This is a genomic window from Candidatus Planktophila sp. (assembly GCA_030681675.1).
Lineage (GTDB): Bacteria > Actinomycetota > Actinomycetes > Nanopelagicales > Nanopelagicaceae > Planktophila.
Window position 1 is genome coordinate 14,826 of record JAUXRP010000015.1, and the last position, 25,819, is coordinate 40,644.

Here is a 25,819-nt window from a genome sequence, read left to right on the forward strand (position 1 = left end):
ATTAAATGTCGCGTTCGTCCGGGTGGCCAGTTTGATAGCGAATCTCTTCAGTGTGCTCGATGGTAATTTCACGGTGTTCGATAGTTCCAAATTCGTCGATTTCTATTGAAATCTCGGTCATCGTGAACTCAGTTAAAACTTCAGTAGTAAACGCTCCGGCCATCTGAGTGTGAATCTGTTGAAAAATCGAATCATGGAGATCTTCCGGCGCGGTTTCACAGCATGTTCTGCGCAAGGCATCTTGAATTAAACTATGCACTTTCTTTTCATGAGCTAATTCGGCGCTGCAGTTAGGACATTCAGAGAGATGAATTTCAATGGTGTGCACCATTGGCAGGTCGGTATTTCCTTCAAGTAAGAGAACAAAAGAGTTGAGAATTTGATTACATGGAACTACTTCAAATTGGTTCATGGAGTTTCCTCCCGATTCGACTTTTGTTTTTCTGGAGTTTCTGTGGTCTCTGATATCCCTGAGGATTTGGCAGCTTTGACAGAATAACCAAGATCCTTTGCATACTCAGTTAACCGTTCACGAAGTTGTTTTCTTCCCCGGTGGAGTCTTGACATGACGGTTCCGGCGGGCACGCCCACAATTTCTGCTATCTCTTTATATGAAAAACCTTCTACGTCGGCTAAATACACTGCAATACGAAACTCTTCCGGGATTTCAATGAGCGCTCGTTTGATGTCACTATCGGGAAGATTTTCAAGTGCTTCAACTTCAGCTGATTTTCCTAAATTACTGGAGTGCGATGCCGCATCGGCTAACTGCCAATCTTCAATCTCCCCTCCAGAAATCTGCGGGCGGCGCTGATCTTTACGGTAGGTATTAATAAAAGTCGTAGTTAAAACACGGTACAGCCAGGCTTTCAAGTTTGTGCCAGGTTCAAATTGGTGGAATGAGGCAAAGGCCTTCAGGTAGGTATCTTGAACTAGATCTTTAGCATCATGCGGATTCTTTGTGTAGCGAAGAGCTGCTGCATACAACTGGTTTGTAAAGACCAGGGCGTCACGCTCAAAGCGGATGGCACGATCCGCCGAGCTCTCTTTTACTAAATCCGTTGATGTCATCGCAGCAAAAGGCTATCGTTAAAAGAGGGTCTCTGGCTCTCCCAATTCGATGCCTGCCGTAAGTTCTTGCGTATTTTGTGCAACTGAATTGACGGCGTTAGATACTGGGCGGGCCACAACGATTGCCGCGGGGGATTCGACGATCATTAGCTCCTTGAGATTTTCAATAGAATTATTTCTCGGGTCAAGCCATTGGTCCCAACGTTCATGAGGCATAAACACGGGCATCCGACTGTGAATTTCAGCCAACTCACCTTGTGCCTCTTGCGTAATAATTGAAGCGCTTTGAATTAAGTCGCCGCTAGGTGCTCTCCAACTACTCCAAATTCCGGCCACAGGTAACTGTTTCCCATTTCGCGAAGTGATAAAGAAGGGCTGCTTTGGTGCAAATTTCCCCAGGGCGGTTGCCCATTCGTAGTAGCCCTCGGCGGGGATTAAACATCGAGTTGATCTAAATGCAGATCGAAAAGTTGGCTTTTCGTGAATCGATTCGCTACGTGCATTTATAGCGCGCGATTGTGAGGTTTTTGCCTCATTGAGTCCAGTGAGCCACGGTGCAATCAACCCCCACGAAACCGTGGCCAATGCATTCTTGGTGAAATCACTGGCATCAGCGCGAACTATATAAATGGGATTTGTCGGTGCAATATTCCAATTGGCTGGCAGGGATTGTTGTGGGGAGCTACCAGTAACTTCAAACTGCTCCATAAGTTCACGCATATCAGCAGACTGCGCATATCGACCACACATATGGAAAGGATAGACTCAATCAATGAATCTTAACGACGCCCACTGGCCCGCGATATTTCGCGGAACAAAACCAGTAGATATTTCTGTCGTTATTCCAGGATCTAAATCCGTTACAAATCGCGCCTTAATCTTGGCCGCCCAAGCCAACAGCCCATCCACACTTCGGCGTCCCTTAGTTTCTCGGGACAGTGAACTTATGGTGCAAGGGTTACAAGCCTTGGGGATTGGAATTGTCGAGCAGGATGGGGTTGTAAATGGATTACCTGAGTATCAGTTAACCCTTACTCCTGCGAAGATGAGCGGTCCAGCAAGAATTGACGTTGGAAATGCCGGAACAGTAATGCGTTTTCTGCCACCGCTTGCAGCTCTAGCAACCGGTGAAATCTACTTTGATGGTGATTCACGCTCCCATGAGCGACCGCTTGCGCCGCTCATTAAAGCCCTCGAACAGCTCGGTGTTTCGATTGAGCACGAGGGCCGATATAGCTTGCCGCTCACACTTCACGGCACTGGCACGATCCGCGGAGGGGAAATCACAATTGATGCAAGTGCATCTAGTCAGCTCTTATCTGCGTTGTTATTAGTCGCGCCGAGTTTTACCGATGGAATTACAGTGACACATAAAGGCGACAAAATTCCGTCGATGCCGCATATCGAAATGAGCGTTGCGATGTTACGTGGATTTGGTGCAACGGTTATTGTTGATAAGGATACAAACAGTTGGCAAGTTTTGCCTAGTTCTCTCCACGGTTATGAATTAGTAATAGAGCCCGATCTTTCAAATGCCGCGCCATTTTTATCAATTGCGATGCTTTGCGGCGGAAGTATCACAATTGCAGATTGGCCACAAGAGACAACACAACCCGGAGATCAACTTCGCTCCATTCTTTCTCGAATGGGCGCAAAGATTTCGATGAATGAGGCTGGTTTAACCCTTACTGGTACTGGAGTTATCCATGGAATCGATATTGATTTGCATGACGTTGGTGAGCTCACACCCTCAATCGCAGCCCTTGCAGTTTTCGCAGATTCCCCATCACATCTTCGCGGTATCGGCCATTTACGTTTACATGAAACCGATCGTCTAACTGCACTAACACGCGAAATAAATGCTTTAGGAGGAAATGTTGAGGAACACAAGAACTCTCTTCACATTACCCCTGCGCCATTACACGGCGGTGTTTTTCACACCTATGATGATCATCGATTAGCAACGGCAGGTGCTGTAATTGGATTAGTTGTCCCCGGAATAGAAGTTGAGAATATTGCCACCACTCGTAAAACTCTTCCTGATTTTCCTGGCCTCTGGAGCTCACTTCTTGACTGAGATTGTGAAAAAGTAGGCGATGGTTCCACGCGAATACGATGAATCCGATGCTCGCATTAGACCAGCGCGCAGCAGCCGTCCGCGCAGTAAAGATCGTCCACGGCACGATGATGCAATATCAGCCTTAGTTACTACCGTTGATCGAGGTCGACAGACATGCATCACCGACAGTGGTGTGGTTATTACCGCGATGCGTGCCCGAGAGCTTGGCCCAAAGTCAGTGGTAGTCGGTGATGTTGTTTCTATTGTTGGTGACGTGAGTGGCAATCAAGGAAGCTTGGCACGCATCGTTGGCGTTCAAGAAAGGCGTAACACACTTAGTCGCACCGTTGATGATTCAGCTCAAGTAGAGCGAACAATTGTTGCAAATATTGATCAACTTGTAATCGTAGTCGCCGCTACTAATCCCGAACCACGCCGAGGATTGATCGATCGTTTTTTAGTTTCCGCTTTTACTGAGGGAATTTCACCAAAGTTAGTTGTTACCAAGACTGACCTTGGCTCCGTACCAGAGTTTCTATCAGAGTATTCAAAGTTGGGTGTTGAGATTCTACATATGGCCATGAAAAGTGCGTCAAGTGAAAGTGATTTAAATGCCTTGCACGCGATGCTTCAGGGAAAGATCTCTGTTTTAGTTGGCCATTCAGGAGTCGGAAAGTCAACTCTTATAAATTCATTAGTACCAAAAGCTGATCGTTTAACTGGAGATGTAAATGCCGCTACAGGTCGCGGTCGACATACCTCATCTAGTGCAATCGCTCTTCCTCTTGCCGATAGCGATGGATGGATAATCGATACTCCAGGCATCCGAGCCTTTGGTTTATCGCATATCGATACACGTCGAATCGTCGATGCTTTTACCGATTTATCTGAAGTTGCTGCAAATTGTCTTTCAAACTGCTCGCATTCAGAGAGTTCATGTTCACTTGATGCATGGGCCGCTCCTAATGGTGTTGTGGATGTCGAGCGAACAGCACGTTTAGCAAGCCTGCGCTCGCTACTGGCAGTAAAAGAGCAACCGATTGAGAGCAATGAGGATTAGGATTCGAGTATTATGAAATCACATTCAGAGCGATACGCCGAAGATTTAGCTCTGGCTCATCTGCTCGCAGACATCGCAGACTCGATTGCGATTGAGAGATATCAAGCTTTGGATTTAGTAATCACAACCAAGCCAGATAACACTCCAGTCACCGATGCCGACCGCGCCGTCGAAACGGCGGTTCGCCAAGCACTTTCTACACATCGCCCAGATGATGGACTACTAGGTGAAGAGTTCGGTAGTGATATTACCGGTGCAAAGCGATACTGGATTATTGATCCAATTGATGGAACTAAAAACTTTATGCGAGGTGTTCCTATTTGGGCATGCCTAATCGCATTAGTTGAAGTACAAGATGATGGAAGCGAAGAGGCTGTAGTTGGAGTTGCAAGTTCCCCAGCGCTATCACGGCGTTGGTTTGCATCAAAGGGTCAAGGCGCATTCGTAACTTTTAATGGAGACTCAAAGAAGATTTCAGTCTCACAGGTGTCATCATTGAGCGATGCATCAATTGCATACTCTGATTTCATCCATTTTGGCGATCGGCTCGAAGCATTTCAGACGATGCTTTCGCAGGCTTGGCGTACTCGAGGCATAGGTGACTTCTGGTCGCACATGCTGGTCGCCGAGGGCGCAGTTGACGTGGCAATCGAACCTACCTTGGCCGTTTGGGACATGGCAGCTCTGGACATAATAGTTCGGGAAGCCGGCGGAACATTTACGAATATCACCGGAAAATCAGGTCCATTCGGGGGCAGTGGAGTGTCAACTAACGGAATCCTACATAATGCAGTTATTAATGGAATAAATCCGAGTAAATAAGCGCTGTACCTAATGAAAGAGTTTCAGAGGGTTTGGCGGAGAGAAGTGAAGCTATGAGCACAGTCTTAGAACCAACCACGCTTTCGATCGACGGTATGACCTGTTCCTCCTGCGTTAATACCGTTGAAAAGGCCCTCAATGCCGTTGAAGGCGTGAGTGCGACTATTAATTTTGCAACTGAGACCGCGCACATTTTGGCTCCGGCCGATATTGATGTTAAGAATTTGATTCATGCCGTCGAGAAAGCTGGATATAAGGCAGAGCTCTTACAAGATGGTCAATCAATAACTTTGCACAGTAAAAAATCGGCGCGTGCTCTATTTTTTGCCTTTATTTTTGCCGTCCCTGCCGTTGCGATCTCAATGGTTATGAGTTGGCATCACCAAATTGATATGTGGGTCCTCGATTCTCTCGACTACTTTGGCCTACCTCATCCGCTGTATTCAGCGACGGCGTGGGTGGTTATTGCTTTAAGCGCACCCGTAGTCCTGTTTGTTGCATGGCCGATTCACCGAGCCGCACTTCGCAATTTAAAACATCCGACGATGGATAATTTGATGTCACTCGGTTCACTTTCAGCCTTTGCCTGGTCGATTTATGCAAACTCAACTGGCGAAGGTGATGTATATACCGAAGTTGCTGCAGGAGTTCTCTTCTTCGTAATTCTCGGCCGCTACTTAGAAACGCGCGCCAAGTCGCGCGCAGGTGCAGCACTCTCCTCACTTCTTGCCCTTGGTAGTAAAGAGGTAACGATAATTCGAGAAGGATTGCCTGTAATTATTCCAATTGATCAACTCGAAATCGGTGATGAGTTCGAAGTACTTCCGGGGGCCCGCATTGCAACAGATGGAATTGTCATTAAAGGTGAAAGTGCAGTCGATAACTCAATGCTCACTGGTGAATCGAAACCCGTGGATGTTCGTCCTGGATCTTTAGTCGTCGGGGCCTCTGTAAATCACAATGGACGTTTAATCATTCGAGCAACAAGAATTGGCAGCGATACCGAGCTGGCGCGCATTACTGCAATGGTTATCAGTGCTCAAGGTACAAAAGCTCCTATTCAACGCCTAGCCGATCGAATTAGTTCAGTATTCGTTCCAATTGTGACACTAATGTCAATCGGAACATTTCTTGGTTGGTATTTCACCGATCACTCACTTACTCGCTCTATTTCTGTTGCAATCACTGTTTTAGTAATCGCCTGCCCTTGCGCACTTGGTTTGGCAACTCCGGTTGCCCTTCTTGTTGCATCTGGTCGCGGAGCGCAGCGCGGAATAGTTTTACGTGAACCACGAGTCTTAGAGGTTGCTCGTATTGTGGACACCGTTGTTTTTGATAAAACAGGAACTTTGACGCAAGGGGTAATGAATCTTCAAGAGGTAACGGTCTCTACGGCAGCAGGCGCCGCACTTGGAAGTTCGTTTTCTGCACTTATGAGCGAGGAAAAAATTCTCTCGTCGGCATTAGCGATTGAAACCCAGAACTCTCACCCAGTTGCCCTTGCAATTGTGCGATATGCACTTGGAAAAGGCGCGCACACTTACGAAGTGAGCGATTTTGCCGTAACGCCAGGTTCTGGTGCTGCCGGTCGAGTACAAATGGGAGATCAGTCTCCGGTCGTGCTCATAGGTTCACCCGTAGCGGTTGCACATAGCAGCACTGATTTTCACCCCGAAATAAAGTTAGCTATCGCGCGAGGACAAGAGGCTGGACTTACAGTTTCAGTTCTGGCTTGGGACGGTGTTGCTCTAGCGGTATTTACCGTGGGCGATCAATTAAAAGAAGATGCCGCGCAGACGGTGAGCGAACTTCGAGCAATGGGAATAACACCATGGCTCGTGACTGGAGACAGCGCACAAGTCGCCGCTTCAGTTGCAACAACTGTAGGAATTGATAGCGCCCACGTTGTTTCTTCGGCTCTGCCTGAAACAAAGCTTGAAATAGTTGAGCGGTTTAAATCAGAGGGACGTTGCGTTTTAATGATTGGCGATGGCATCAACGATGCTGCAGCGCTAACTGCCGCGAACTTATCAATGGCGATGGGAACTGGCACAGATACTGCTATTTCATCGGCCGATATAACTCTTATGAACTCCGGTTTGGGCAGCGTTATTGACGCTCTCAAATTAGCTAAGAAGACGTTAAGGATCATCCATTTGAATATGGGCTGGGCTTTAATCTATAACGTGATTGGCCTACCAATAGCCGCGCTTGGTTTACTGCGACCAATTTACGCCGCTGCCTCAATGGCCTTATCTTCACTATTTGTAGTAACAAACTCACTACGAATTAAATAATTATTTAAGTATCACGTTTTTCGTGTCTTGCGCAACGAGTGATCCATCTTTGGCTGAATACTCCATTGCAAAAAATTGATAGGTGCCTGGTTTGAGATTTTCAATTGAGACGCTCCAAGGTTTCCACGCTGGTGCTGCCTCTAACGCCGTTGTTGACCCCTGTTGTATTAAAACTCCATCTTTGAATACTTTCCAGACGACGTTGGCTTCAAAAGTGGAAGCCATTCCATTAAGTGTGAATCCCTTAGCGGCAACACTTTGATTCTCAGCCGGTGATGTAATCCAAATCGGTGCAAGAACTTCGTAGGTTAGGCCGCGCGAGAAAGGTTTAGTTGCATCCATGTGACCTGCAAGGGATTCTATTTTCTTACCATCGACTGTGAGTGAAATTTTCTTTACAGTGGTGACCGCGGCTGTTGCTGTCCAGACCAACTGAGCAATTGCTAATGATTCAGCCTCACTTCCAAGATTGAGTTTAGGAAAAGTCAGATCAACTATTGCTAAATCACCACTTACTTTGACTGAATTAATTGTTGTTCCTTGAGGCCAGAGAGAAACATAATCAGAATCAGATGGTTTTTGTGAAACAAGTTGCCGCAAGGCTGCCGTAATCGCATCTGGCACTGGATTAACCCGTGCAAATTCACGGTAAAGGCGGAAACCTCTGGAAGTATCGGCAACCCAGTACTGTGCCAATGCCTGCGTATCTACCGTTGAAGAGGCTGTAGGAGTTGGAGTGATATCTGTCGATGGCTTTGAGGACTGAGTGCATCCGCTAAGGCCAAGAATGATTACGGTCCCAAAGATTGCTGCCAATGCTAAAACTCTTCGATTCTTCATAACCTCATTCTCCCTCTTATCGCGACTTTTAGGTCAAGAGATCGTAGGGAGATTTTTCATGACCCAACGAGCAACAAAAAATCTCGCATTCTCTGCCGGGCATGAAAAAACGCGCTCATTATTCTGGTAAATAAAAATCTCGCATTCTCTGCCGGGCATGAAAAAACGCGCTCATTGTTCTGCGTAGAGATTCTAAATTAAAGCGAATCTCGAGCGAACAATCGCGCGTTTTCTTACTGACTAACTAGTAGCGGGGGCAGGATTTGAACCTACGACCTCTGGGTTATGAGCCCAGCGAGCTACCGAGCTGCTCCACCCCGCGTCGGTATCGGCAATCTTAGGCGTTGAATAGATAAAGACCAAATCCATGAATCAATACCCATGGAAGTGGTCTTTATCTAGCACTTTCTTTAGAAGTTATTTGGCTTTAGTTGATATTTAAACCATCACTTTTTTATTTCTTTACTTGTGCAGCAATCGCTGATGCGATTGCAGATTTCAATCGATCCTGTGCTCGGCCATATGCAGCAAAGTCACCAATTGCAAGAGCCGCTTGGCCATCTGCCAACGCTTGCTTGGCAGATGCAAGCGCGCTCGCCAAAGTGTCATTATTTGTTCCACTCGTCGTCGGTGTTCCACTTGAGGAAGTTGTACCGGAGTTACCACCGAATACTTGATCAAGTGCACCCTTTAAAGTGTCGTCATATCCGATTTGATCTCCGAACGAGACAAGTACTTTTTGGAGCAATGGATACGCCGCCGAGTTTGCAGTTGCGCGAACGTAAACCGGTTGAACGTACAGTAAGCCTCCGCCAACTGGAAGCGTGAGCAGGTTACCGAGAACTACATCAGAGCCGCCTCGACGAAGCAGCGAGAGAGAGTTTGCAACTTCAGGCTTGGCCTCAAAGTTAGAGGCTACTTGTGAAGGACCTGCGATGTTTGTGCTCCGTGGAAGTTGCAGAACCGTAATCTTGCCATAGTCAGGTCCTGCATCAGAGTTCACTGCAGCAAATGCTGATAAGTTCTCACGACCACCACGTGGAACAAATGGTGTAGTAAGAGCAAACTCCGGTTTTGTATCCCCTGGCATCTGCAGAGTTAAGTAATAAGGAGGCTGGGCTCCTGCATTTGCTCCGAAAGTCGAAGGGTCACGAGGTACGCGCCAGAAATCCTGGCCACCATAAAAAGCGGCAGCGGTTTTCACGTGGTACTCAGAGAGAATTTCGCGTTGAACACGGAAAATATCCTCTGGATATCGAATGTGTGAGAGTAACTCCTTTGAAATCTTTGATTTTGCCTGAACGGTGCCCGGGAAGGCTTTGCTCCACGTGGCTAAAACAGGGTCTTTTTCATCCCACTGATACAAAGTGACGGTGCCATCATATGCATCCACAGTTGCCTTTACTGAGTTGCGAATGTAGTTAACTCCTGTATTTCTTTGGGCAGTTACAGAAGAGGAAGTTGCAGTGAGAACATCATTTGTCGCAGCTGAAAGTGAAATCTGCTTTGAATAAGGATAGCCAGCACTTGTTGTGTAGCCATCAATAATCCATATAACTTTGCCACCAATTATCGCCGGATATGGATCTCCATCAAGTGTTAACCAAGGTGCAACTTTTGCAACTCTCTCACGAGGGTTACGCTCGAATAGGATTTTTGAATCCTTATTAATAAGCGATGACAGTAAGAGTTTTTGCTCTTGGTACTTAAACGCGAAGACCAATTTATTAATCAGCGACCCGACTGGAACTCCACCGGTACCTGTGTATGTGTAGTTTTTTTGTCCATTAGCCGAAGAGTCATCTGGATAATCAAACTCAACAGGTGAGTCGGTTTTTACGCCACCAATAATTGAATAATCTGGAACATTTTCACCAAAATAAATTCGTGGCTGAAAATCGCCTAGACCCTTAGTTGGTGGCAGATCGCCTACTGCAAAAGAAGGCTTACCATCGGCATCACGTGCATTTGCATACGCTGCAACAAATCCAAATCCGTGAGTATAGACAAGGTGATCATTGATCCAATTTCGAGATGGGTTGCCAGCGATATTTAACTCACGAACGGCGACAACAACGTCGCGTTTTACCCCATCAATTGTGTATCGATCAAAATCGAGAGATTCAGGGAAGGCATAGTAAGGCTTAATCTGTTGGAGTTGACGGAAAGTTGCAGAAAGGACATTTGGATCCATTAAGCGAATATTTGCAATCGTTGCCGCATCATCTGCAAGTTGTCCAGCCGAAGCCGTGAGAGTTGCCTGATAGTCATTAACCTGTACACCATCTAATCCATAGGCAGTGCGAGTCGCATCAATATTGCGCTGAATATATGGGGCTTCTTTAGATGACTCACTCGGTTTTACCTGGAATTGCTGAATTGCACCTGGGTAGATTCCTGCGATTAAAACCGAAGAGACAACCAGAAGGGCTGTACCGGCGGCCGGTAGAACCCATGAGCGGCGCACAATATTTGCAAAAAATAGTAGTGCGCAAACAACTGCAATTGCAGCCAAAATAGCTTTAGCGGGTAGGAGGGCATTTACATCGGTATAGGTGAGCCCTGTGATGAGTTTGCTCTCTTTAAGTGCCAGCGCGTAGCGATCGAACCAGTAAGCCACCGCCTTTAATAAAACAACTCCTCCGAGTAATACTGAAAGTTGAACGCGTGCAGCAACTGTTGTGCGATCCTCTTGTACTTGTAAACGAATTCCTCCATATAAGTAATGAACAATTGCTGAGGCAATAATGGCAAGGACTAAGGTTGAAATACCCCATCCAATTAAAGTTTGCCAAAAAGGTAAACGGAATGCGAAGAATGAAATATCCATATTGAACTGCGCATCGGTGACACCAAACGGGGTCGAATTCTTAAATAGTAGCCAAGTCGACCAGACCAACGAACCGGATGTGCCGGCAAAGTAGAAGAGAGCAAGTCCCAAACCAATAACAACCCAGCGCTTAATCGGTTCAATTTGCGCGCGATAACGTTCGAGATTATCAGCCTCAACGGTCATTGGTACATAAAGTGGGCGACTTTTGTAGGCGATCACAATATTTAAAAGTATGAGCGTTGCAGTAACTAATCCAGCGACTACAAAGAGCACAACTTTGGTCATTAATACGGTTGACCACACGGTTGTGAAGTTCACTGATTTAAACCAGAGCCAATCTGCATAGAAACCGCTCATGGATACAAGGCCGAAACCAATAGCAACCACGATCGCGATTGTTATTTGAAGTGGGCCAAGTCGACGTTTGAAATTGAATTGGGGGGCTGCATTACTCATCATGGGATAACGCTAGCGCACCAACAGGGAAGCAACTTTCCAGAATTGGAGGCGAATTAACGTCTTGAGCCAGGCCAGTGTGCCTACTAGAGAAGCGAGAGGGCGAAAATCTGGCCTGCCTACTTCTTAGAGGTTAATGCCTTTAGGGCATCATCAAGGGTGGCGACAATCACGACTTTCATGCCTTTGGGGACGCTAGTGATCTCGTCGCGATTTCCAAAAGGAGCTAGAAATAAGGTAGCTCCTGCTTTATAAGCGGAGTGGATTTTTTCATTAATGCCACCTATTGGGCCAACCTTTCCATCGATTGAGATCGTGCCGGATCCTGAAATATGGCGACCACGCAATATATCTGTGGGGGTAAGTAATTCAATCACGCCAAGTGCAAAAATCATTCCTCCACTTGGTCCTCCCGTGCGCTTCACATCAAAATTAATATTCTCTTCAATGAGTTGATCCGAGGTGGTTCCGAATTCTGGATGGCGCGATAGATAACGCAATCCCGCACCTATTGCTTTACTCTGTGAGCCAACCATGTCGGCATCGGCAGCCTTTTTCTCAGATTCAGTAGTCGCACCGGGTGGGTAAATCGCGGCGCGAGGGTAAACAGCTTCATCATTTCGAAGCCATGCATAAAGTACTTCTGGACCGACTATCCAGTTATTAGGGTTAGTTATCCGAACCGACATTAGATCTAACCGTCCAGTGGCTGGGTAAGATTTTTGATTTTCAATTGTAATAATTTTTTCGAAGATATTTTGAGCGTTGCCCGGCATTACAATCACAAAGGGAAGTGGAGCAATAAGAGCTAAGGTAAAGAAGATTCCAAGAATCGCAGTTGCAAAACGGGGAAGCGGTGAGAAGCGCACTGGAAAAGTTAATTAAGCGCGAGGCTTAGGGCCGGGTTCTATAACCTCTGGCTGTGGGGGATTAGCAGCTGCCTCAACATCTCGAGCCTGAGATTGGCGTAGAGATTCTTGAAAACGCTGAAACTGGCCAACCGATCTTTGTGTCCCCTGCTGATACTTACTTTGAAATTTGGAGATCCAGAGAACGTATGCGAGGGCTCCCGTAAGTCCAATTGCAGGAACTATCCACCAAATTAAGGCTGTAGCTGCGCTCGACATAGGATTAGCCTACCCTGCCTGCGCAGCGCTCGCCCTCTATCCCTTACGGCCGCGATTGCTCCATGCCTGTCAACGATGCCATGGCTAGAAGGTGTGACCTTTGAACTTTCTGTGAGCCTACTCGAATATCTTTAGAGAATTAGCGGGAAGAAAAGGGAGCCCCATTAGGTTATATGGCTGAGAGGATTACCACATGACGCCATTTGGTTTTACACCAGACAGTTCCGATGATGCCGACAATAAAAAGGGCGACGGTTCTGTTGATTTTGCTGCGATGATGGCGCAGATACAAAGTCAGATTCAAGAACAGTTTTCAAAGCTTGGAATGAGTGGTCCGGGTTTTGCGCCATCGAGTGAGGTACTGCCCAAAAATATTGTTAGAGATACAGCAAAAAAATTTGTAACGGCTAAGGGTTCAGCACCAGTTGGTGCTAACGACGTAGCTAAAGTTTCAGAGGCTTTTTCAATCGCAGAATTGTGGCTCAATGAGGCGACATTTTTTCCGCAAACAAATGTATCTGCTAACTCAACTCTTGCTAGAACTGATTGGGTCGATTCAACTCTATCTGGCTGGCAGAGTTCGGTAGAACCACTCGCCCTTGGTTTAACATCTGCAATCTCCGAACTACTTAAAGAATCCGCTATTCAAGAGGGTTCAGGTTTACCGGAAGAGGAGATAGCGATTCCAGTCGGAATGATTGCGACGCTACTTCGTTCATTCATCGGCTCTCTGATGGCAACACAACTTGGTCAATCAATTGGCGGATTAGCCGGTACTTCCACTGGAATTCATGATGTTGGATTACCGTTGGTAGATCCTGTTTACCCTGCTCTCGTTTCTCAAAATATTGATGAATGGGCTCAGGAGTTAGATATTCCAATCGATGAGGTTCGAATATTTCATGCGCTTCGAGAAAGTGCAGGTGCGCGTTTATTTTCACATAACCCATGGCTAATTTCATATATTCGAACTGCCATCACGGATTATGCAAAGGGTATACACATAGATATTGAGGCTATCCAACGCCAGGCGCAAGAGGCCTTCGATGCGTCAAGTAATGGTGGAAGTGAATTTGATCCAACTAATCCCGAAACTTTCCAGATGGCGCTCAATGAAGGAATCTTTACACCTGAAGAGACTCCAGCTCAACGTGATGCTCTAACAAAGTTGGAAACAGTGCTGGCGCTTGTAGATGGATGGAACGAGGCAGTCGTTGCAGCTGCTGCAGGTGATCGCTTGCCAAATATTTCAGCGTTGCAGGAGACATTGCGTCGACGGCGTGCAACATCGGCACCGACACAACAACTCTTCTCGAATCTCTTTGGACTTCAAGTTTCGCCGCGACTGGCGCGCGAGGCTGCAGCTTTTTGGCGTTCAGTCACTGTATTGCGTGATCTGCAATCACGGGACCAAATTTGGAGCGGAATTTTGCCAAGTGCGGCCGATCTATTAACTCCAGAAAACTATTTATCAAGTATTGAGATTCCCGACGACCTGTCCTCGCTTTAGTTTTTTTGACGTAGTTCGCGTTTTCGATAATTCATGTGCGTTTTCAAAAATGACCGTGCACATTGAATTAAACTGGCTCTGCTCGTGAATTTAACATACGTGTTTTAATCACACGTTTGTTTTAATCACACGTTTGTTTCAACTGCACGTTTGTTTCAACTGCACGTTTGTTTTACCCGCACGTTTGTTTTACTTAGCAAATGTCTCTAGCCTTATTCTTCTCTCGCTCCACAGATTGTCCAATTAGTTTGAGCTTAAACTCGGCGAATAAAACGACCTCTTTGACAATGAAGTTATTGAGTGTCTGCGCTGCTCGAACGTCAACAATGACAAGCGAACTCCCCGGGCGCTCATTCTTTATCAGCCTTCCCCTTGCTGATATAGAACAGTTATCCGAGGAGTTCGTAGTTGTAAAGTAAACAAAATTGGCCTGAGAATCAACTGAACAAAGCGTTGACAAAGCAGTTTTTAATCGTGTAGGCGTCTTACCTCAACAGAATCTCGAACAGGAAATTAAAATCTCTCAACACGTAGTTGAGCTTTCTCATGTTTTGACTAGCGAGGGATACCTTCACTCCATGAGTTTTGATAGTTTTTTGGATGATCTAGAGCCCGATTCCGTCGTGGATTTAGATGACGATGCCACTTTGCCCGGAATAAACGAGGGCGAGATTGTGGTGATTCGCTCATCGCGCAGGAAAAAGAACATTTCTGCCTACCGAGCAGGTGGCCGAATTGTGGTTTCTATTCCCGCCCGCATGAGTCGGGCCGATGAACGGGCGATGGTCCCGGAAATGGTGGCCAAAATCCGTGCCCAAGAGGCGGCAATCACTATGAGCGAGAGCGCTCTTGCAGATCGAATCGACCAACTTTTGCGAAAGTTCGCCCCTGAAATCACGATTCGCCCCTCAGATGTGAGCTGGCGAGCGATGCGTGAGCGCTGGGGCTCCTGTACCAGCGTAGACCGGAGGATTCGCATCTCTGACCGCCTCAAAGGCGCTCCCGCCCATGCCCTCGATTATGTACTCTTTCACGAGGCGATCCACTTAGAGATTAGCGATCACGGCCTTGGATTTAAGGAGATCTTAGGCAGGTTTCCCCATACCGACGTTGCAACTGCATATTTAGATGGCTATGAGGCGGCCGAAACGGCGCTCGCCCTGCCGGAAGAGCTGAAGAAACTTCTAAAAAAATAAGCCCAGATAGGCGTAATTCCGAGCACTCAAGGGTATCGTCATGCTTAATAACGCCTGCCCCGTACGGGGAACACCCTCTGGGTTGCATGCGTGGAGTGGAGGAAGAGAATGGCAGAGACGTATAAAGGAACTGCTTACTGCGTGAAGTGCAAAGAAAAGCATGACTTCGAAGGAACCATTAGCGTGAGTGACTCAGGTCGCAGAACCGCTAAAGGTGTTTGCCCAGTCTGCGGCACCAAGATCAGCACTTTCCTTAAAAAAGCCTAGTAATTAAATTTCGCTCACCTCGAGCCGCACGTGCGGTGTGCTGAGCGTCTAGCAGTAGAGAAAGCCCCGACTCAGATGTGAGTTGGGGTTTTTTCTTGTCGCACTCACGATGAAGCGCTAAGCGATAAGAAATAAACTCCGCGTAGTCAAAGCGCGCTTTATCCCACAGTGAACGCAGGAAGATATTTCGGCGGCTACCATCTGGCGCACCCTTGTCACTATGACAACTACAGAGACTGACACCCACACTCCCAAGAAAATTTCAGCACACCACAATTCGTATCCCCGCCTTAAAAATGGCGTTTATATTAGTCGGGTAGGAACACCAGAAGAAGAGTCGATGCACGTAGCAACGTCACACTACGCGATCGAAATCTTTCATGGTGGGGCACGGGCAATCATCTCTCAACTCAACGGACTTCAAACACCTGAAGAGATCAGCACCGTTCTTTCAGCGCCGATCGAGGTGATTGATCGAGTCCTCACCGAACTCAAAGATGCAAACTTCATTGACACAGTTCGAAATAAAATAACCTTACACAATCGTTTTCAGTCGGCCATTGCATCCCGCTCGGCGAATACTCAGGATCAAAGTTTGGATGCAGCATTTAGCCAGTTGCAAAAGAGATTAGCCCCTGAACTCAGTCAAGCAACATGGATTGTTGGCGTTAATGACGGCGGCGTAGAACTGTTATCCAATCGCCAAAACTTTGGAATTGAAATATTCGGAAGCTCGCGTACCGCGACACTTATTTGTTCAATTTTGTTGGCAAGTGGTGTGACAAATACGCGAATGGCTCTTACGTCAACACAACAACATCCAACAGTTAGTGATAGCGATTTAGGTACGGGAGCGCTCCGCACAAGCGATATCGGTTTGAATTTTCGAGGCCGCCTCGAAGAGCTATCCCGTGAGTGGTCATTATTTCCAGTTGCATCCCACCGTGGTTCCATTCATAAACCAATGGTCGAGTTAATCCCTGAACGAAATCTTCGAATTATTGTCGGAAACTACGAACCTGAGCTGATTGAGCATTTAACTCACGACACCCAAGATCACCTCTTTGTTGGAAAAATAGCTGGCGGAGTTGCAACATGCGGTCCGCTTGTAAGGCCAGGCATGACTCCGTGCATACATTGTTTGACGCTTGGGGCGCAGGAGAGAAACGGTAGATTTCAAAGTGAGTTAATGGCAACTCAAGGAACAAGTGATGAACTACCCATTGCAATTGCCCACCAGTTAGCTGCAATTGCCGCCCACACTGCGCTGAGTTTCATCGATACAGGAGCATCATCTTTGATTGGTGCGCAGATTCAACTGAATTACCTTGAGCCATTAACTCCGAAGCTGAACAGTTTTTCACGACATCCTCGATGTGAATGTGTGTGGAGGCAGGCCAATTCGGAGTTTTCCGCCGAAGCAATGGTTCTTGATTTTGCAGATATACACAATGCCGAACTGCTTCATATTTCACATGGGCGAAAAGTAGAAGACTTACACGAAATTTCACTTAAACTCTAGGAGGAGCAATGAACGGATTACTTACAAAACTTGTAAAGGTCGAGATATCCCTACAAGAAGGATTAACTCGTGCACAGAGAAAATTCCATGCTCGTCTGCGCGATGAACGCGGGGATGTTCCAGGATGGGTGCTCGTAGTTTTAATGACCACTGGACTAGTGACAGCAATCTGGACAATTGCAGCACCTCGCCTAACTGCGATATTAAAAAATTCACTTGATGCAATGAATGGAATTCGCTAAAGCTGTTGATATGAACAATTTTTTAAAGCGACTAGAGAAGTTCATACGACGAAAAACTTCAGCTGCTAAGGCTCATTTACGTCTCGAGGATGGAAATGTTGAAAGTTCCCTGGTTTTAATCCCATTGTTAATTCTCTTTCTAATGTGTATGGAACTGATAATCGCCACAAACCTGCGCAATGGAGATTTTGCCATTGCGCAGGGCGATGCAACTCGGCGTGCAATTTCAGGCGAGATTTACTCAACAGATCAGGTAATTGAACTCAACTCACCTGATCCATTTGCACACATCAGAGTACTGATTTCGCGCAAGCGAACAGGATTGCCACAGTTGGTTCCTGGACTGATCGCCTTAATGGGTGGCGCACCAACAACCGATGTAAGGGGTGCAGCGATAATGGAGCCAATAAATGAATAAATATTGGAGGCTCGCTGATCCAGAACACGCTGATCCAAAACACACTCTCACAGCTCATCTCCGACTTTTCAAAAGAAAATTCGTAATTGATGAAAAGGGTAGCGCGATTGTTGAGTTCGTAGTTCTTGCGATCCCTCTCTTTATTCCAATTTTTATCTATCTGGCAAGTTTCGCCTCATTGAGCGGTAACGAGGCGATTGTTCGAACGTTGGCGCGCGAGGCTTTGCGTGCTTATGTAGTTAGCGAAAATGACCACGCCGGACGGGAAGTTTCGGCACAAGCGCTTACCGTAATTGCAGGCCACTTAGGGTTAACAGATGGTGAGATTGACACGCTCTCTGCCCGTTACGAGTGTTCAGAGAATCCATGTCTGTCATCAAATGGGCGCATTAGATTAACGATCTCATATATTGATTCACGGTCACGTCGGACCATTGAGGCATCTGCTCAAGAACACATAAGCCCATGGATGTAGAGAATCCAAATATTATGCAAGAACCGTTAGCGAGGGATAACACAAGCGATACAAACTATGTAACGGACGCAAGCAATGCAAGCAATGCAAGCAATGCAAGCAATGTAAGCAATGTAAGCAATGTAAGCAAGAAAAGTTTGAGAAGTCTCTCAAAAAGTGAGCGAGGTTCGTTGAGCATTGTAATTATTGGGTTATTTTTTATTACTATTGCATGCTTAGTAGTAATGAGCAATGTAGCGACCGTGCTGGTAGCTAAACGCTCTCTCGCGCAAGCTACTGAGGCTGCTGCCCAACGCGGAGTTCATTCTCTAAATAAGTCCGCTTACTACACTGGCAAGGGAACAATGTTTACGGCTCCTCTCGCGATGATTACAGAACGTGAACACTCTCCGATTCCAATTGATTGTAATCGAGCCTTTCTCAATGTAGTTCTTGAACTGCGTAATTGGAGTAATGACGATGGCTCTATGAAACGACATGAGCTTCAGGGGATAGTTTTAACTAACATGGAGTGTGATGGATCATCACTCGAGATTTCTACGTACTCCGAAGTGAAATTTCCCTTTAAGGTTCCCTTTCTCAACATGGATTCTGCGGTTCTCACCTCGACTGTTGGGACCACGAATCAAGTTCAAGAGGGTTTCTATCTCTTCGGAGTTCGTCTGCACTGATGTATTCGCCTGCACCGATTAGATTCAACGTTCTCTCGATCTGGTACCGAGTTGGCTCTCTCATTTAACTGTTTTCATGTTGTGAGGGCTACTCCGCTATTCTTCGTTCATGGCCGCGCGTGAATATGGATTAGAAATCAACGTTATTGACGCGACCCTGGTTTCAATAGAGAAGGTGTTAGACCTACCCAAACTGCGAGAACAGGCAGTTATTTTGGAAGAAGAGGCCGGCGTTCCCAATCTTTGGGATGACCCAGAGAAAGCTCAAAAAATTACTAGCCGTTTATCACGAGTGCAAGCCGAGATAAACAAGTTAACTGGACTTCGCAGACGAGTTGAAGATTTACCTATTCTCTTTGAATTGGCCGCGAGTGAGCCTGATGGAAGCGGCACAGAAGACGCTGAGCGTGAATTGGATTCAGTAAAGAAATCCATTGGTGAGTTAGAGATTCAAACCCTGCTTAATGGTGAATATGACGAGAGAGATGCATTGATAACAATTCGATCAGAGGCTGGTGGAGTTGAGGCCGCTGATTGGGCAGAAATGATTATGCGAATGTATTTGCGTTATTGCGAGCGCCACAACTTTAAAGTAGATGTCCTGGAAACATCATATGCAGAAGAGGCTGGAATTAAGTCAACAACTTTTCGTGTTACAGCCCCTTATGCATATGGAACCTTGTCAGTAGAGCAAGGTACTCACCGATTAGTTCGTATTTCTCCATTTGATAGTCAAAGTCGACGCCACACATCCTTTGCAGGTGTTGAAGTTGTTCCAGTAGTTGAGCAGAGCGATCACGTTGAAATTGACGAGAAGGAAGTGCGCACCGATGTGTATCGCTCGTCTGGTCCAGGAGGGCAAGGAGTTAATACCACCGACTCGGCGGTTCGATTAACTCATATTCCCACGGGGATTGTCGTCTCATGTCAGAACGAGCGTTCGCAGATTCAAAATAAGGCGACGGCGATGGCGGTTTTGCAATCTAAGTTATTGGAACGTCGCCGGCAAGAAGAGCAGGCGAAAATGAATGCATTAAAAGGTGATAACTCCGGCTCATGGGGAAATCAAATGCGTTCATATGTTCTTGCGCCTTATCAAATGGTTAAGGATTTACGCACAGATCATGAAACAGGAAACACGTCAGCGGTATTAAATGGTGAGATAGATGATTTCATAGAAGCGGGCATTCGCTGGCGCCGCTCAAATTAAAACGCACGGCTAGTTGATTTCATAGAAGCGGGAAATCGATGGCGCCGCTCAAACTAAAACGAGTGAATGTATTGATTAGCTGGGCATAGGTGTGGAGTAAATAAAAGTTGAGAAAGTCCAGAAATACAAACCTTGGAATAAGAGATGGTTCAGCGCGGGAGTGGGTCATTACGGTCAACATCAGGCAAATCACAGATTTTCTAGGCCGGTTTCGGCGTTAGATGCGCGGAATCTGAAGCTTATTCCATAAACTATGGGCAGGCCGAAATCGGATTCCCCGATATCCGACTCGCATATGCAATGGGAGATCTTAATGATTCGCTTTGAAAATGTTACGAAGATGTATCCAGGCCAAGAGCGAGCCGCATTGGACTCGGTCAGTCTCGAGATCGTAAAGGGTGAGTTTGTATTCCTAGTCGGATTATCAGGTTCAGGAAAGTCAACTTTCCTTCGTTTAATTCTGCGCGAAGATCGACCTACCTCGGGAACTATCCATGTGGCGGGCAAAGATCTTAGAACTCTAGCAAACCATAAAGTTCCAGATTTGCGCCGTCAGGTTGGAACCGTCTTTCAAGATTTTCGCCTTCTACCAAATAAATCGATTACTGAAAATGTTGCCTTTGCTCTGCATGTTTTGGGATATTCACAAAAGGAGATTAACCGTGAAGTTCCTGAGGTTTTGGAGCTTGTTGGCCTTGAAGATAAGGGCGATCGCTTGCCCTCAGAGATTTCTGGTGGAGAGCAACAGCGCGTGGCAATTGCCCGCGCATATGTAAGCCGCCCGCCAATTTTGATTGCAGATGAGCCAACTGGAAACTTAGATCCTGCAACCAGTGTTGGAATTATGAAGTTGCTTGATCGAATTAATCGCGAGGGAACCACTGTCTTGATGGCCACTCATGATTCGGGCATCGTTGACCAGATGCGAAAGCGTGTCATCGAGCTAGATCTAGGCCATGTAATACGTGATCAGGTACGTGGTGTTTATGGTTATACGGGATAAGAAGTTACTTGTGATTACATCATCTAGGAGTAAGGGTAAAACATGCGTGCACGGTTTCTCATAAGCGAAGTAGGTATTGGGCTGCGTCGAAATGTGACAATGACCTTTGCTGTAATCGTCACGACCGCCATATCGCTCTCGCTACTTGGAATTGGCCTTCTTGCAAACGCTCAGGTAGGGGCGATGAAGGATTATTGGTACGACAAAATTGAAGTCTCTATTTTCTTATGTGGCTCACTCTCAGAATCACCATCATGTTCTGGCGGTATTGTCACATCAGGACAGCGCCTTGAAATTCAACAAGAAATACAAGAGATGCCTTCGGTTGAGAGCGTTTTCTATGAGTCACAGTCACAAGCGTTTGCCCGCTTCCAAGAGCGCTTCAAGGGTTCGGCGATTGCACAAAATGTGACAGTCGATCAGCTTCCAGAATCATTTCGCGTGAAGTTAAAGGATCCAACTCAATTTGCCGTGATAGTCAGTGCCTTTACCGGCCGACCAGGAGTAGATGTTGTACAAGATCAAAGAAGTATTTTGGAAAAATTCTTTAAACTCTTAGAAGTACTGCGCAACGGCGCTCTACTCGTTGGTTTAGCATCAGTACTTACTGCGGCGATGCTAATTAGCAATACTCTTCGAATCGCTGCGTTCAACCGTCGCCGTGAAACCGGAGTAATGAAACTGGTCGGCGCCTCCTCGTGGTCGATTCAACTTCCATTTCTTTTAGAGGGCATAATCTCAGCGATTATCGGCTGGGGATTGGCGACTGGATTGTTGGCGGCTTTGAAAAGCGTTGTTGATACAAAAGTTGCACCTCTTCTGACATTTACTAAGTTCTTTAGTTGGAATGAGGTCTGGGTGGCATCCGGGTATCTCTTAGGAACCGGGTTATTAGTCTCGACCGTTGCATCTGTGATTACCCTGCGCCGCTACCTGAAGGTTTAAACACCACTCTCTTAGTGAGAGAATACGCCGTGAAGATAAGACGAGAAAACTCGTTTTAAATAGGGGACGGTGATGCGGTTATGGTGAAAGAGGTCGGCCGCAAGGTCATCGCTCAAAACAAAAAGGCGCGCCACGATTATTCAATCGAGGATGTTTTTGAGTGCGGGTTAGTGCTCATGGGCACAGAGGTTAAATCCCTGCGCCTGGGGAGAGCTTCTCTCATCGACGGATTCGCCATGGTTAATGATGGAGAGTTATGGCTCAGCGGGGTCCATATTCCTGAGTACACCGAAGGTACGTGGACTAACCACACCCCAAGACGCGATCGAAAACTATTGCTCCATAAATCCGAAATGACAAAGTTAATTGCAAAACTTAAAGACTCGGGAACAACGCTGGTTCCACTTTCACTCTATTTTAAAGATGGGAAAGCTAAGGTCGAAATCGCCGTTGCCAGAGGTAAAAAGTCCCACGATAAGCGAGAGGCGATTAAGGCGCGCGAGGCCGATCGAGAAGTTGCTCGCGTTGTGTCGCGGGGAAATTCTGGAAAGAGCGGTAAAGCTACTAAACGCTACGAGGATTAATTCTTCGTATATCAAGAGAAGTAGCGCCGGGCGGGAGGCTACGATTTTTCACCAGGCAGTATTTCGAAATCCATGAAACTGATGATTAACCAGTAATTAGGTCGTGTTAAATTGAGACAAAGATAGGATTTCTCCATACTCCTGGTTGCAAATCTCGCCTCAACCAAATCCCGAGTGGGCATCGTTAAATAACTCTCTGTAACTAAGCGTAATTTTTCAAGATTATGAATCCCTGCGATCATGACCTACAATTTCTACACCGCCGCTTCCAAATCTGCTTAGCTTCATAAAGAGCCACACACTCTTTCAGAATCTAGGGAGATGTAGCGACGACAAGCAGTAGTTGACAATTAAATAGAGGATAAGAAATACGTTTCTTTTTCTCCAAGTTCTATGTGTGAAAGCACAATAAATCTTGGGGGTGAACGGTCTCGACTTTGGATGTTGAGGCAGGGGAAGCGGGCCGAGGAAGCCGGAATGATCTCGTAAACCAATAATCCGTGCAAAAAATAACTGCTGACACTAATCAGCAAGCTTTCACACTCGCTGCATAAGCTAGTTTGAAGCCGTTAGCCCAGATGCCGCTCTCGGTCTGGAAACTAGCGTCGATAGAGGGCTTTTCATCGCATAGGTGTTACGAACTATGTGAGAGAACAGTTTCGTAACTGAGTTCGTCGAAGAGTTGTGTGGCCAAACTTCGGGACTGAGAAAGCGCTAATCACACTACGCCCGTAGAAGCCCTGTTTTTGCACCGAAGGACCCGGGTTCGATTCCCGGCACCTCCACTAACGATTTTTACACCCTTCATAGGAAAGTGTGTCCATACCTACTGCGAGAATTTCAGGCTGTACTTTCAGACCGAGAATTTTCAGCGATTTTAAGAAAGAAACTTATTGAAAGAGTTGCAATCACGGTGGCTAGAACGCCACTCACATACATGGGCAGACGGAGGTCAAAGTTAGCCAAGACGCCACCAAGGAGTGAGCCGAAGGGCATCAATCCCCATACCAAAGTGCGGCGGGTTCCATGAATGCGACCATAAAGTTCATTCGGAATTACACTTTGATACGTAGACATCAGCAAAATATTCCACTGAGAGATTGCAAATCCGGCAAAGGTTGCCAGGGCTACAAAGACATAGATATTTGGCGAGAAACCTTGAAGAAGCAATGAGACTGAACTTGAAACTATCCCAAATGTCATTAATTTACTTCGACCAAACCTACTGGACAGCCGTGGCGCAGCAAATGCTCCCACAATCGATCCAACTCCTTGGATTGCCAAAATAACTCCAAACAATCTCTCCGGTAACTCCAACTCTTTAATGATGAAGAGAACCATCGTTGCAGTTCCCATGGAATAACAGAGTCCAATGGTTGCTGTTGTTAGTACCAAACGTCGCAATATCTTCTGATTGAACAGATATAAAATACCAAACTTCATATCTGCGATGAAATGGCTTGGCGCCTTTTCTGCAACTTCTACTCGAGCATCTTGTAGATACTTAATTGGAATTGACAGCGCTAGCAATGCAGATACAGCAAAACCTAAGCTGTTAAAGAAGAAAGGTAGATAAATTGCTAATGCATATATGAAGCCACTTATAGGGGCTCCAATAAAGCCTTGGATAACTGTCTCTGAAATTTGGAGCCTAGAGTTGCCTTTCTCATAATCTTTCTCATCCAAAATTTGAGGAATTAATGATTGAGCCGTTGTATCGGCGGCAACCTCACAGGTTCCGATAATAAAAGCCGTTGCTAATAGCCAGAAGATGGTTACAAGATCCATTGCAATTAGCAGAGCTAGAACACCTACGACTCCGCTACGGATTGCATTTGCTCCGGCCAAGATATATCGCCGATCTACTCGATCTACCAGCGCTCCGATGGGTATTGCAAAAAACAACCAAGGCAGCATAACCATCGCACCAATTGAGGAGATCAAGACAGGGCTATCTGTTAATGAAATTGCAAGCAGAGGTACAGCCGCGAGCATGACTCCATCGGAGAGATTTGAAACAATGCTGGATGCCCACATTCGATTAAAGGCGGGGTTCATGGCTCCGACTTTACTTCGCAGGTTTCGATTTGCCAATTTTTTCGCAAATTAAAAGATTTTTGTGGGAAGGCGATGTACAAATATGGGATGTTTTATGAACGGCCGTAGGAATTTATCTGAACGGCCGTAGGAATTTATCTGAACGGCCGTGGGCAAGATAAGGGTACTTATGAAGTTCAACGAAATGAAAAATAGAAAGCGACCGAACCCATGTCTACTTGAGTTCGGCCGCTTTTGTTTTGGCTAGTTTTCTACATCGTTTGTTACTTCCGAAACTTGTTTATAACTGAGCTTTTAATTTGATTTTGTTAATCACCGGGCTTGTTACTTACCAAATGAGTTATTTATTTAGCCACCCATCGATCTCTTCAACTTTCAATTTCTTAATGATTGTTTTGTCACTGCATTGAATTACGTGTGAGCCAACCATTAAGTCATGTAACGTCCTTTGTTTGCTTGTAAAGATAAATGAGGCATCAATGAGGTAGTTGGCCATGAACAAGAAGCCTCCAAGAATCCACTGCATGAGACCCTTGATGAGAACTTCGCGTACCACCATTTTTTTCCAGCCGAAGACTTCTCCGGATTTTGCATCGACAATCACTTGACCCATCAAATAGTGGCCAGGGGTGGTGCCCTTTTCGGCAAGAGTGATGAACCAAATAATCCAGACAATACCTAGACCAAATCCGAAAATAGCCGCGTCTATCACGAATGCAATCAATCGAGATTGAGGGGTTGCGAACCGGCCATATTTTTCTACTCTGGAATTTTTTGCAGAGCCTCGATTAGAGAGGCTTGTGTAAACCTCGGATCTTGAAGATTGTGAATTCGTGACTCTTGGCTCTGACTTTGAGAAAACTGAGGCTGTCTTTACTGGTGCTTCTTCGTACTCTCTAATGATTTTTCTATTCATTTCCGCAGGTTAGTTAGTTTTTCGGCGTCAAATTCAGTGAATGGAACACTGTGGATATCTAGAAATGTGTCGCCCCACGCGAGCCGCCCTACGCGAGCCGCCCTACGCGAGTCGCCCCACGCGAGCCGCCCTACGCGAGCCGCCCTACCCGAGCTGCCTTATGCGAGCCGCCTTATGCGAGCCGCCCCACCTATACCTACCAAATTTCGTGTGTAGGCCTCCGCTGTGAGGCAAGGG

25 protein-coding genes, 1 tRNA gene and 1 other RNA gene are annotated in these 25,819 nt (G+C 46.3%); 17 read left to right on the forward strand and 10 right to left on the reverse strand.

Going from position 1 to position 25,819, the window contains the following annotated elements; genetic code table 11:
• Position 1: 1 nt before the first annotated feature.
• The 3 genes from Q8K48_03655 to Q8K48_03665 are packed head-to-tail and all read right to left on the reverse strand — an operon-like array spanning position 2 to position 1,821.
• A complete protein-coding gene (locus tag Q8K48_03655; protein ID MDP1851494.1) occupies positions 2-412 on the reverse strand; it encodes a hypothetical protein in 411 nt (136 codons plus the stop codon).
• Positions 409-1,071: a sigma-70 family RNA polymerase sigma factor gene (locus Q8K48_03660; GenBank protein MDP1851495.1), complete on the reverse strand. Its 663-nt coding sequence runs from the start codon at positions 1,069-1,071 to the stop codon at positions 409-411. The genes Q8K48_03655 and Q8K48_03660 overlap by 4 nt, the downstream gene beginning before the upstream one ends.
• Positions 1,072-1,089: 18 nt before the next feature.
• The gene (locus Q8K48_03665) at positions 1,090-1,821 is read right to left on the reverse strand and encodes an SOS response-associated peptidase (GenBank protein ID MDP1851496.1); all 732 of its coding nucleotides are present in this window, start codon (positions 1,819-1,821) and stop codon (positions 1,090-1,092) included.
• A gap of 22 nt (positions 1,822-1,843) precedes the next feature.
• Here Q8K48_03665 and aroA point away from each other — a divergent pair, with 22 nt between their 5' ends.
• Genes aroA through Q8K48_03685 form a run of 4 tightly spaced genes read left to right on the forward strand, consistent with a single transcriptional unit; the run spans position 1,844 to position 7,309 of the window.
• Positions 1,844-3,148 carry a 3-phosphoshikimate 1-carboxyvinyltransferase gene (aroA, locus tag Q8K48_03670; GenBank protein MDP1851497.1) on the forward strand — a complete coding sequence of 435 codons (1,305 nt, stop codon included), beginning with the start codon at positions 1,844-1,846 and terminating at the stop codon, positions 3,146-3,148.
• A gap of 19 nt (positions 3,149-3,167) precedes the next feature.
• The gene (gene rsgA / locus Q8K48_03675) at positions 3,168-4,190 is read left to right on the forward strand and encodes a ribosome small subunit-dependent GTPase A (protein ID MDP1851498.1); all 1,023 of its coding nucleotides are present in this window, start codon (positions 3,168-3,170) and stop codon (positions 4,188-4,190) included.
• Positions 4,191-4,202: 12 nt separating this feature from the next.
• On the forward strand, positions 4,203-5,012 hold the full coding sequence (locus Q8K48_03680; protein MDP1851499.1) for an inositol monophosphatase family protein: 810 nt from the start codon (positions 4,203-4,205) through the stop codon (positions 5,010-5,012).
• A 53-nt stretch (positions 5,013-5,065) separates the two neighbouring features.
• Positions 5,066-7,309, forward strand: coding sequence for a heavy metal translocating P-type ATPase (locus tag Q8K48_03685; GenBank protein ID MDP1851500.1), 2,244 nt, complete (start codon positions 5,066-5,068; stop codon positions 7,307-7,309).
• On the opposite strand, the gene Q8K48_03690 is transcribed toward Q8K48_03685, so the two are convergent.
• From Q8K48_03690 to Q8K48_03710, 5 genes are all read right to left on the reverse strand, one after another.
• A complete protein-coding gene (locus Q8K48_03690; protein MDP1851501.1) occupies positions 7,310-8,149 on the reverse strand; it encodes a Gmad2 immunoglobulin-like domain-containing protein in 840 nt (279 codons plus the stop codon).
• A gap of 248 nt (positions 8,150-8,397) precedes the next feature.
• Positions 8,398-8,471, reverse strand: a tRNA-Met gene (locus Q8K48_03695).
• Between the two features lie 132 nt (positions 8,472-8,603).
• Positions 8,604-11,441, reverse strand: coding sequence for a UPF0182 family protein (locus Q8K48_03700; GenBank protein MDP1851502.1), 2,838 nt, complete (start codon positions 11,439-11,441; stop codon positions 8,604-8,606).
• 116 nt (positions 11,442-11,557) lie between these two features.
• Complete coding sequence (locus Q8K48_03705; GenBank protein MDP1851503.1) at positions 11,558-12,307, reverse strand: S16 family serine protease; 750 nt, start codon at positions 12,305-12,307, stop codon at positions 11,558-11,560.
• A 12-nt stretch (positions 12,308-12,319) separates the two neighbouring features.
• Positions 12,320-12,565 (reverse strand): hypothetical protein, encoded by a 246-nt coding sequence (locus Q8K48_03710; GenBank protein MDP1851504.1) that lies wholly within the window; start codon positions 12,563-12,565, stop codon positions 12,320-12,322.
• A 193-nt stretch (positions 12,566-12,758) separates the two neighbouring features.
• Here Q8K48_03710 and Q8K48_03715 point away from each other — a divergent pair, with 193 nt between their 5' ends.
• From Q8K48_03715 to ssrA, 13 genes are all read left to right on the forward strand, one after another.
• Positions 12,759-14,075: a zinc-dependent metalloprotease gene (locus Q8K48_03715; protein MDP1851505.1), complete on the forward strand. Its 1,317-nt coding sequence runs from the start codon at positions 12,759-12,761 to the stop codon at positions 14,073-14,075.
• A gap of 578 nt (positions 14,076-14,653) precedes the next feature.
• Positions 14,654-15,271: a M48 family metallopeptidase gene (locus Q8K48_03720; GenBank protein MDP1851506.1), complete on the forward strand. Its 618-nt coding sequence runs from the start codon at positions 14,654-14,656 to the stop codon at positions 15,269-15,271.
• 108 nt (positions 15,272-15,379) lie between these two features.
• Positions 15,380-15,538: a DUF5679 domain-containing protein gene (locus Q8K48_03725; protein ID MDP1851507.1), complete on the forward strand. Its 159-nt coding sequence runs from the start codon at positions 15,380-15,382 to the stop codon at positions 15,536-15,538.
• Positions 15,539-15,758: 220 nt separating this feature from the next.
• The gene (locus Q8K48_03730; GenBank protein MDP1851508.1) at positions 15,759-17,060 is read left to right on the forward strand and encodes a hypothetical protein; all 1,302 of its coding nucleotides are present in this window, start codon (positions 15,759-15,761) and stop codon (positions 17,058-17,060) included.
• An 8-nt stretch (positions 17,061-17,068) separates the two neighbouring features.
• A complete protein-coding gene (locus Q8K48_03735; protein MDP1851509.1) occupies positions 17,069-17,302 on the forward strand; it encodes a hypothetical protein in 234 nt (77 codons plus the stop codon).
• 10 nt (positions 17,303-17,312) lie between these two features.
• Positions 17,313-17,720, forward strand: coding sequence for a hypothetical protein (locus Q8K48_03740; protein MDP1851510.1), 408 nt, complete (start codon positions 17,313-17,315; stop codon positions 17,718-17,720).
• Complete coding sequence (locus Q8K48_03745; GenBank protein ID MDP1851511.1) at positions 17,713-18,195, forward strand: hypothetical protein; 483 nt, start codon at positions 17,713-17,715, stop codon at positions 18,193-18,195. Before Q8K48_03740 ends, Q8K48_03745 begins: the two co-directional genes overlap by 8 nt.
• Complete coding sequence (locus Q8K48_03750; protein ID MDP1851512.1) at positions 18,186-18,866, forward strand: hypothetical protein; 681 nt, start codon at positions 18,186-18,188, stop codon at positions 18,864-18,866. The genes Q8K48_03745 and Q8K48_03750 overlap by 10 nt, the downstream gene beginning before the upstream one ends.
• Positions 18,867-18,975: 109 nt before the next feature.
• Positions 18,976-20,076, forward strand: a complete 1,101-nt coding sequence (gene prfB, locus Q8K48_03755) for a peptide chain release factor 2 (protein MDP1851513.1) — start codon at positions 18,976-18,978, stop codon at positions 20,074-20,076.
• A gap of 313 nt (positions 20,077-20,389) precedes the next feature.
• Positions 20,390-21,079, forward strand: a complete 690-nt coding sequence (gene ftsE, locus Q8K48_03760) for a cell division ATP-binding protein FtsE (GenBank protein ID MDP1851514.1) — start codon at positions 20,390-20,392, stop codon at positions 21,077-21,079.
• 42 nt (positions 21,080-21,121) lie between these two features.
• Positions 21,122-22,024, forward strand: a complete 903-nt coding sequence (gene ftsX / locus Q8K48_03765) for a permease-like cell division protein FtsX (protein MDP1851515.1) — start codon at positions 21,122-21,124, stop codon at positions 22,022-22,024.
• Positions 22,025-22,104: 80 nt separating this feature from the next.
• Positions 22,105-22,608, forward strand: coding sequence for an SsrA-binding protein SmpB (gene smpB, locus Q8K48_03770; protein MDP1851516.1), 504 nt, complete (start codon positions 22,105-22,107; stop codon positions 22,606-22,608).
• A 417-nt stretch (positions 22,609-23,025) separates the two neighbouring features.
• Positions 23,026-23,396, forward strand: a transfer-messenger RNA (tmRNA) gene (gene ssrA, locus Q8K48_03775).
• Positions 23,397-23,448: 52 nt separating this feature from the next.
• Here ssrA and Q8K48_03780 read toward each other — a convergent pair.
• Together Q8K48_03780 and Q8K48_03785 are read right to left on the reverse strand one after the other, a co-directional pair.
• Positions 23,449-24,666 (reverse strand): MFS transporter, encoded by a 1,218-nt coding sequence (locus Q8K48_03780; GenBank protein MDP1851517.1) that lies wholly within the window; start codon positions 24,664-24,666, stop codon positions 23,449-23,451.
• Positions 24,667-25,006: 340 nt separating this feature from the next.
• Positions 25,007-25,582 carry an RDD family protein gene (locus Q8K48_03785; GenBank protein ID MDP1851518.1) on the reverse strand — a complete coding sequence of 192 codons (576 nt, stop codon included), beginning with the start codon at positions 25,580-25,582 and terminating at the stop codon, positions 25,007-25,009.
• Between the last annotated feature and the right edge of the window lie 237 nt (positions 25,583-25,819).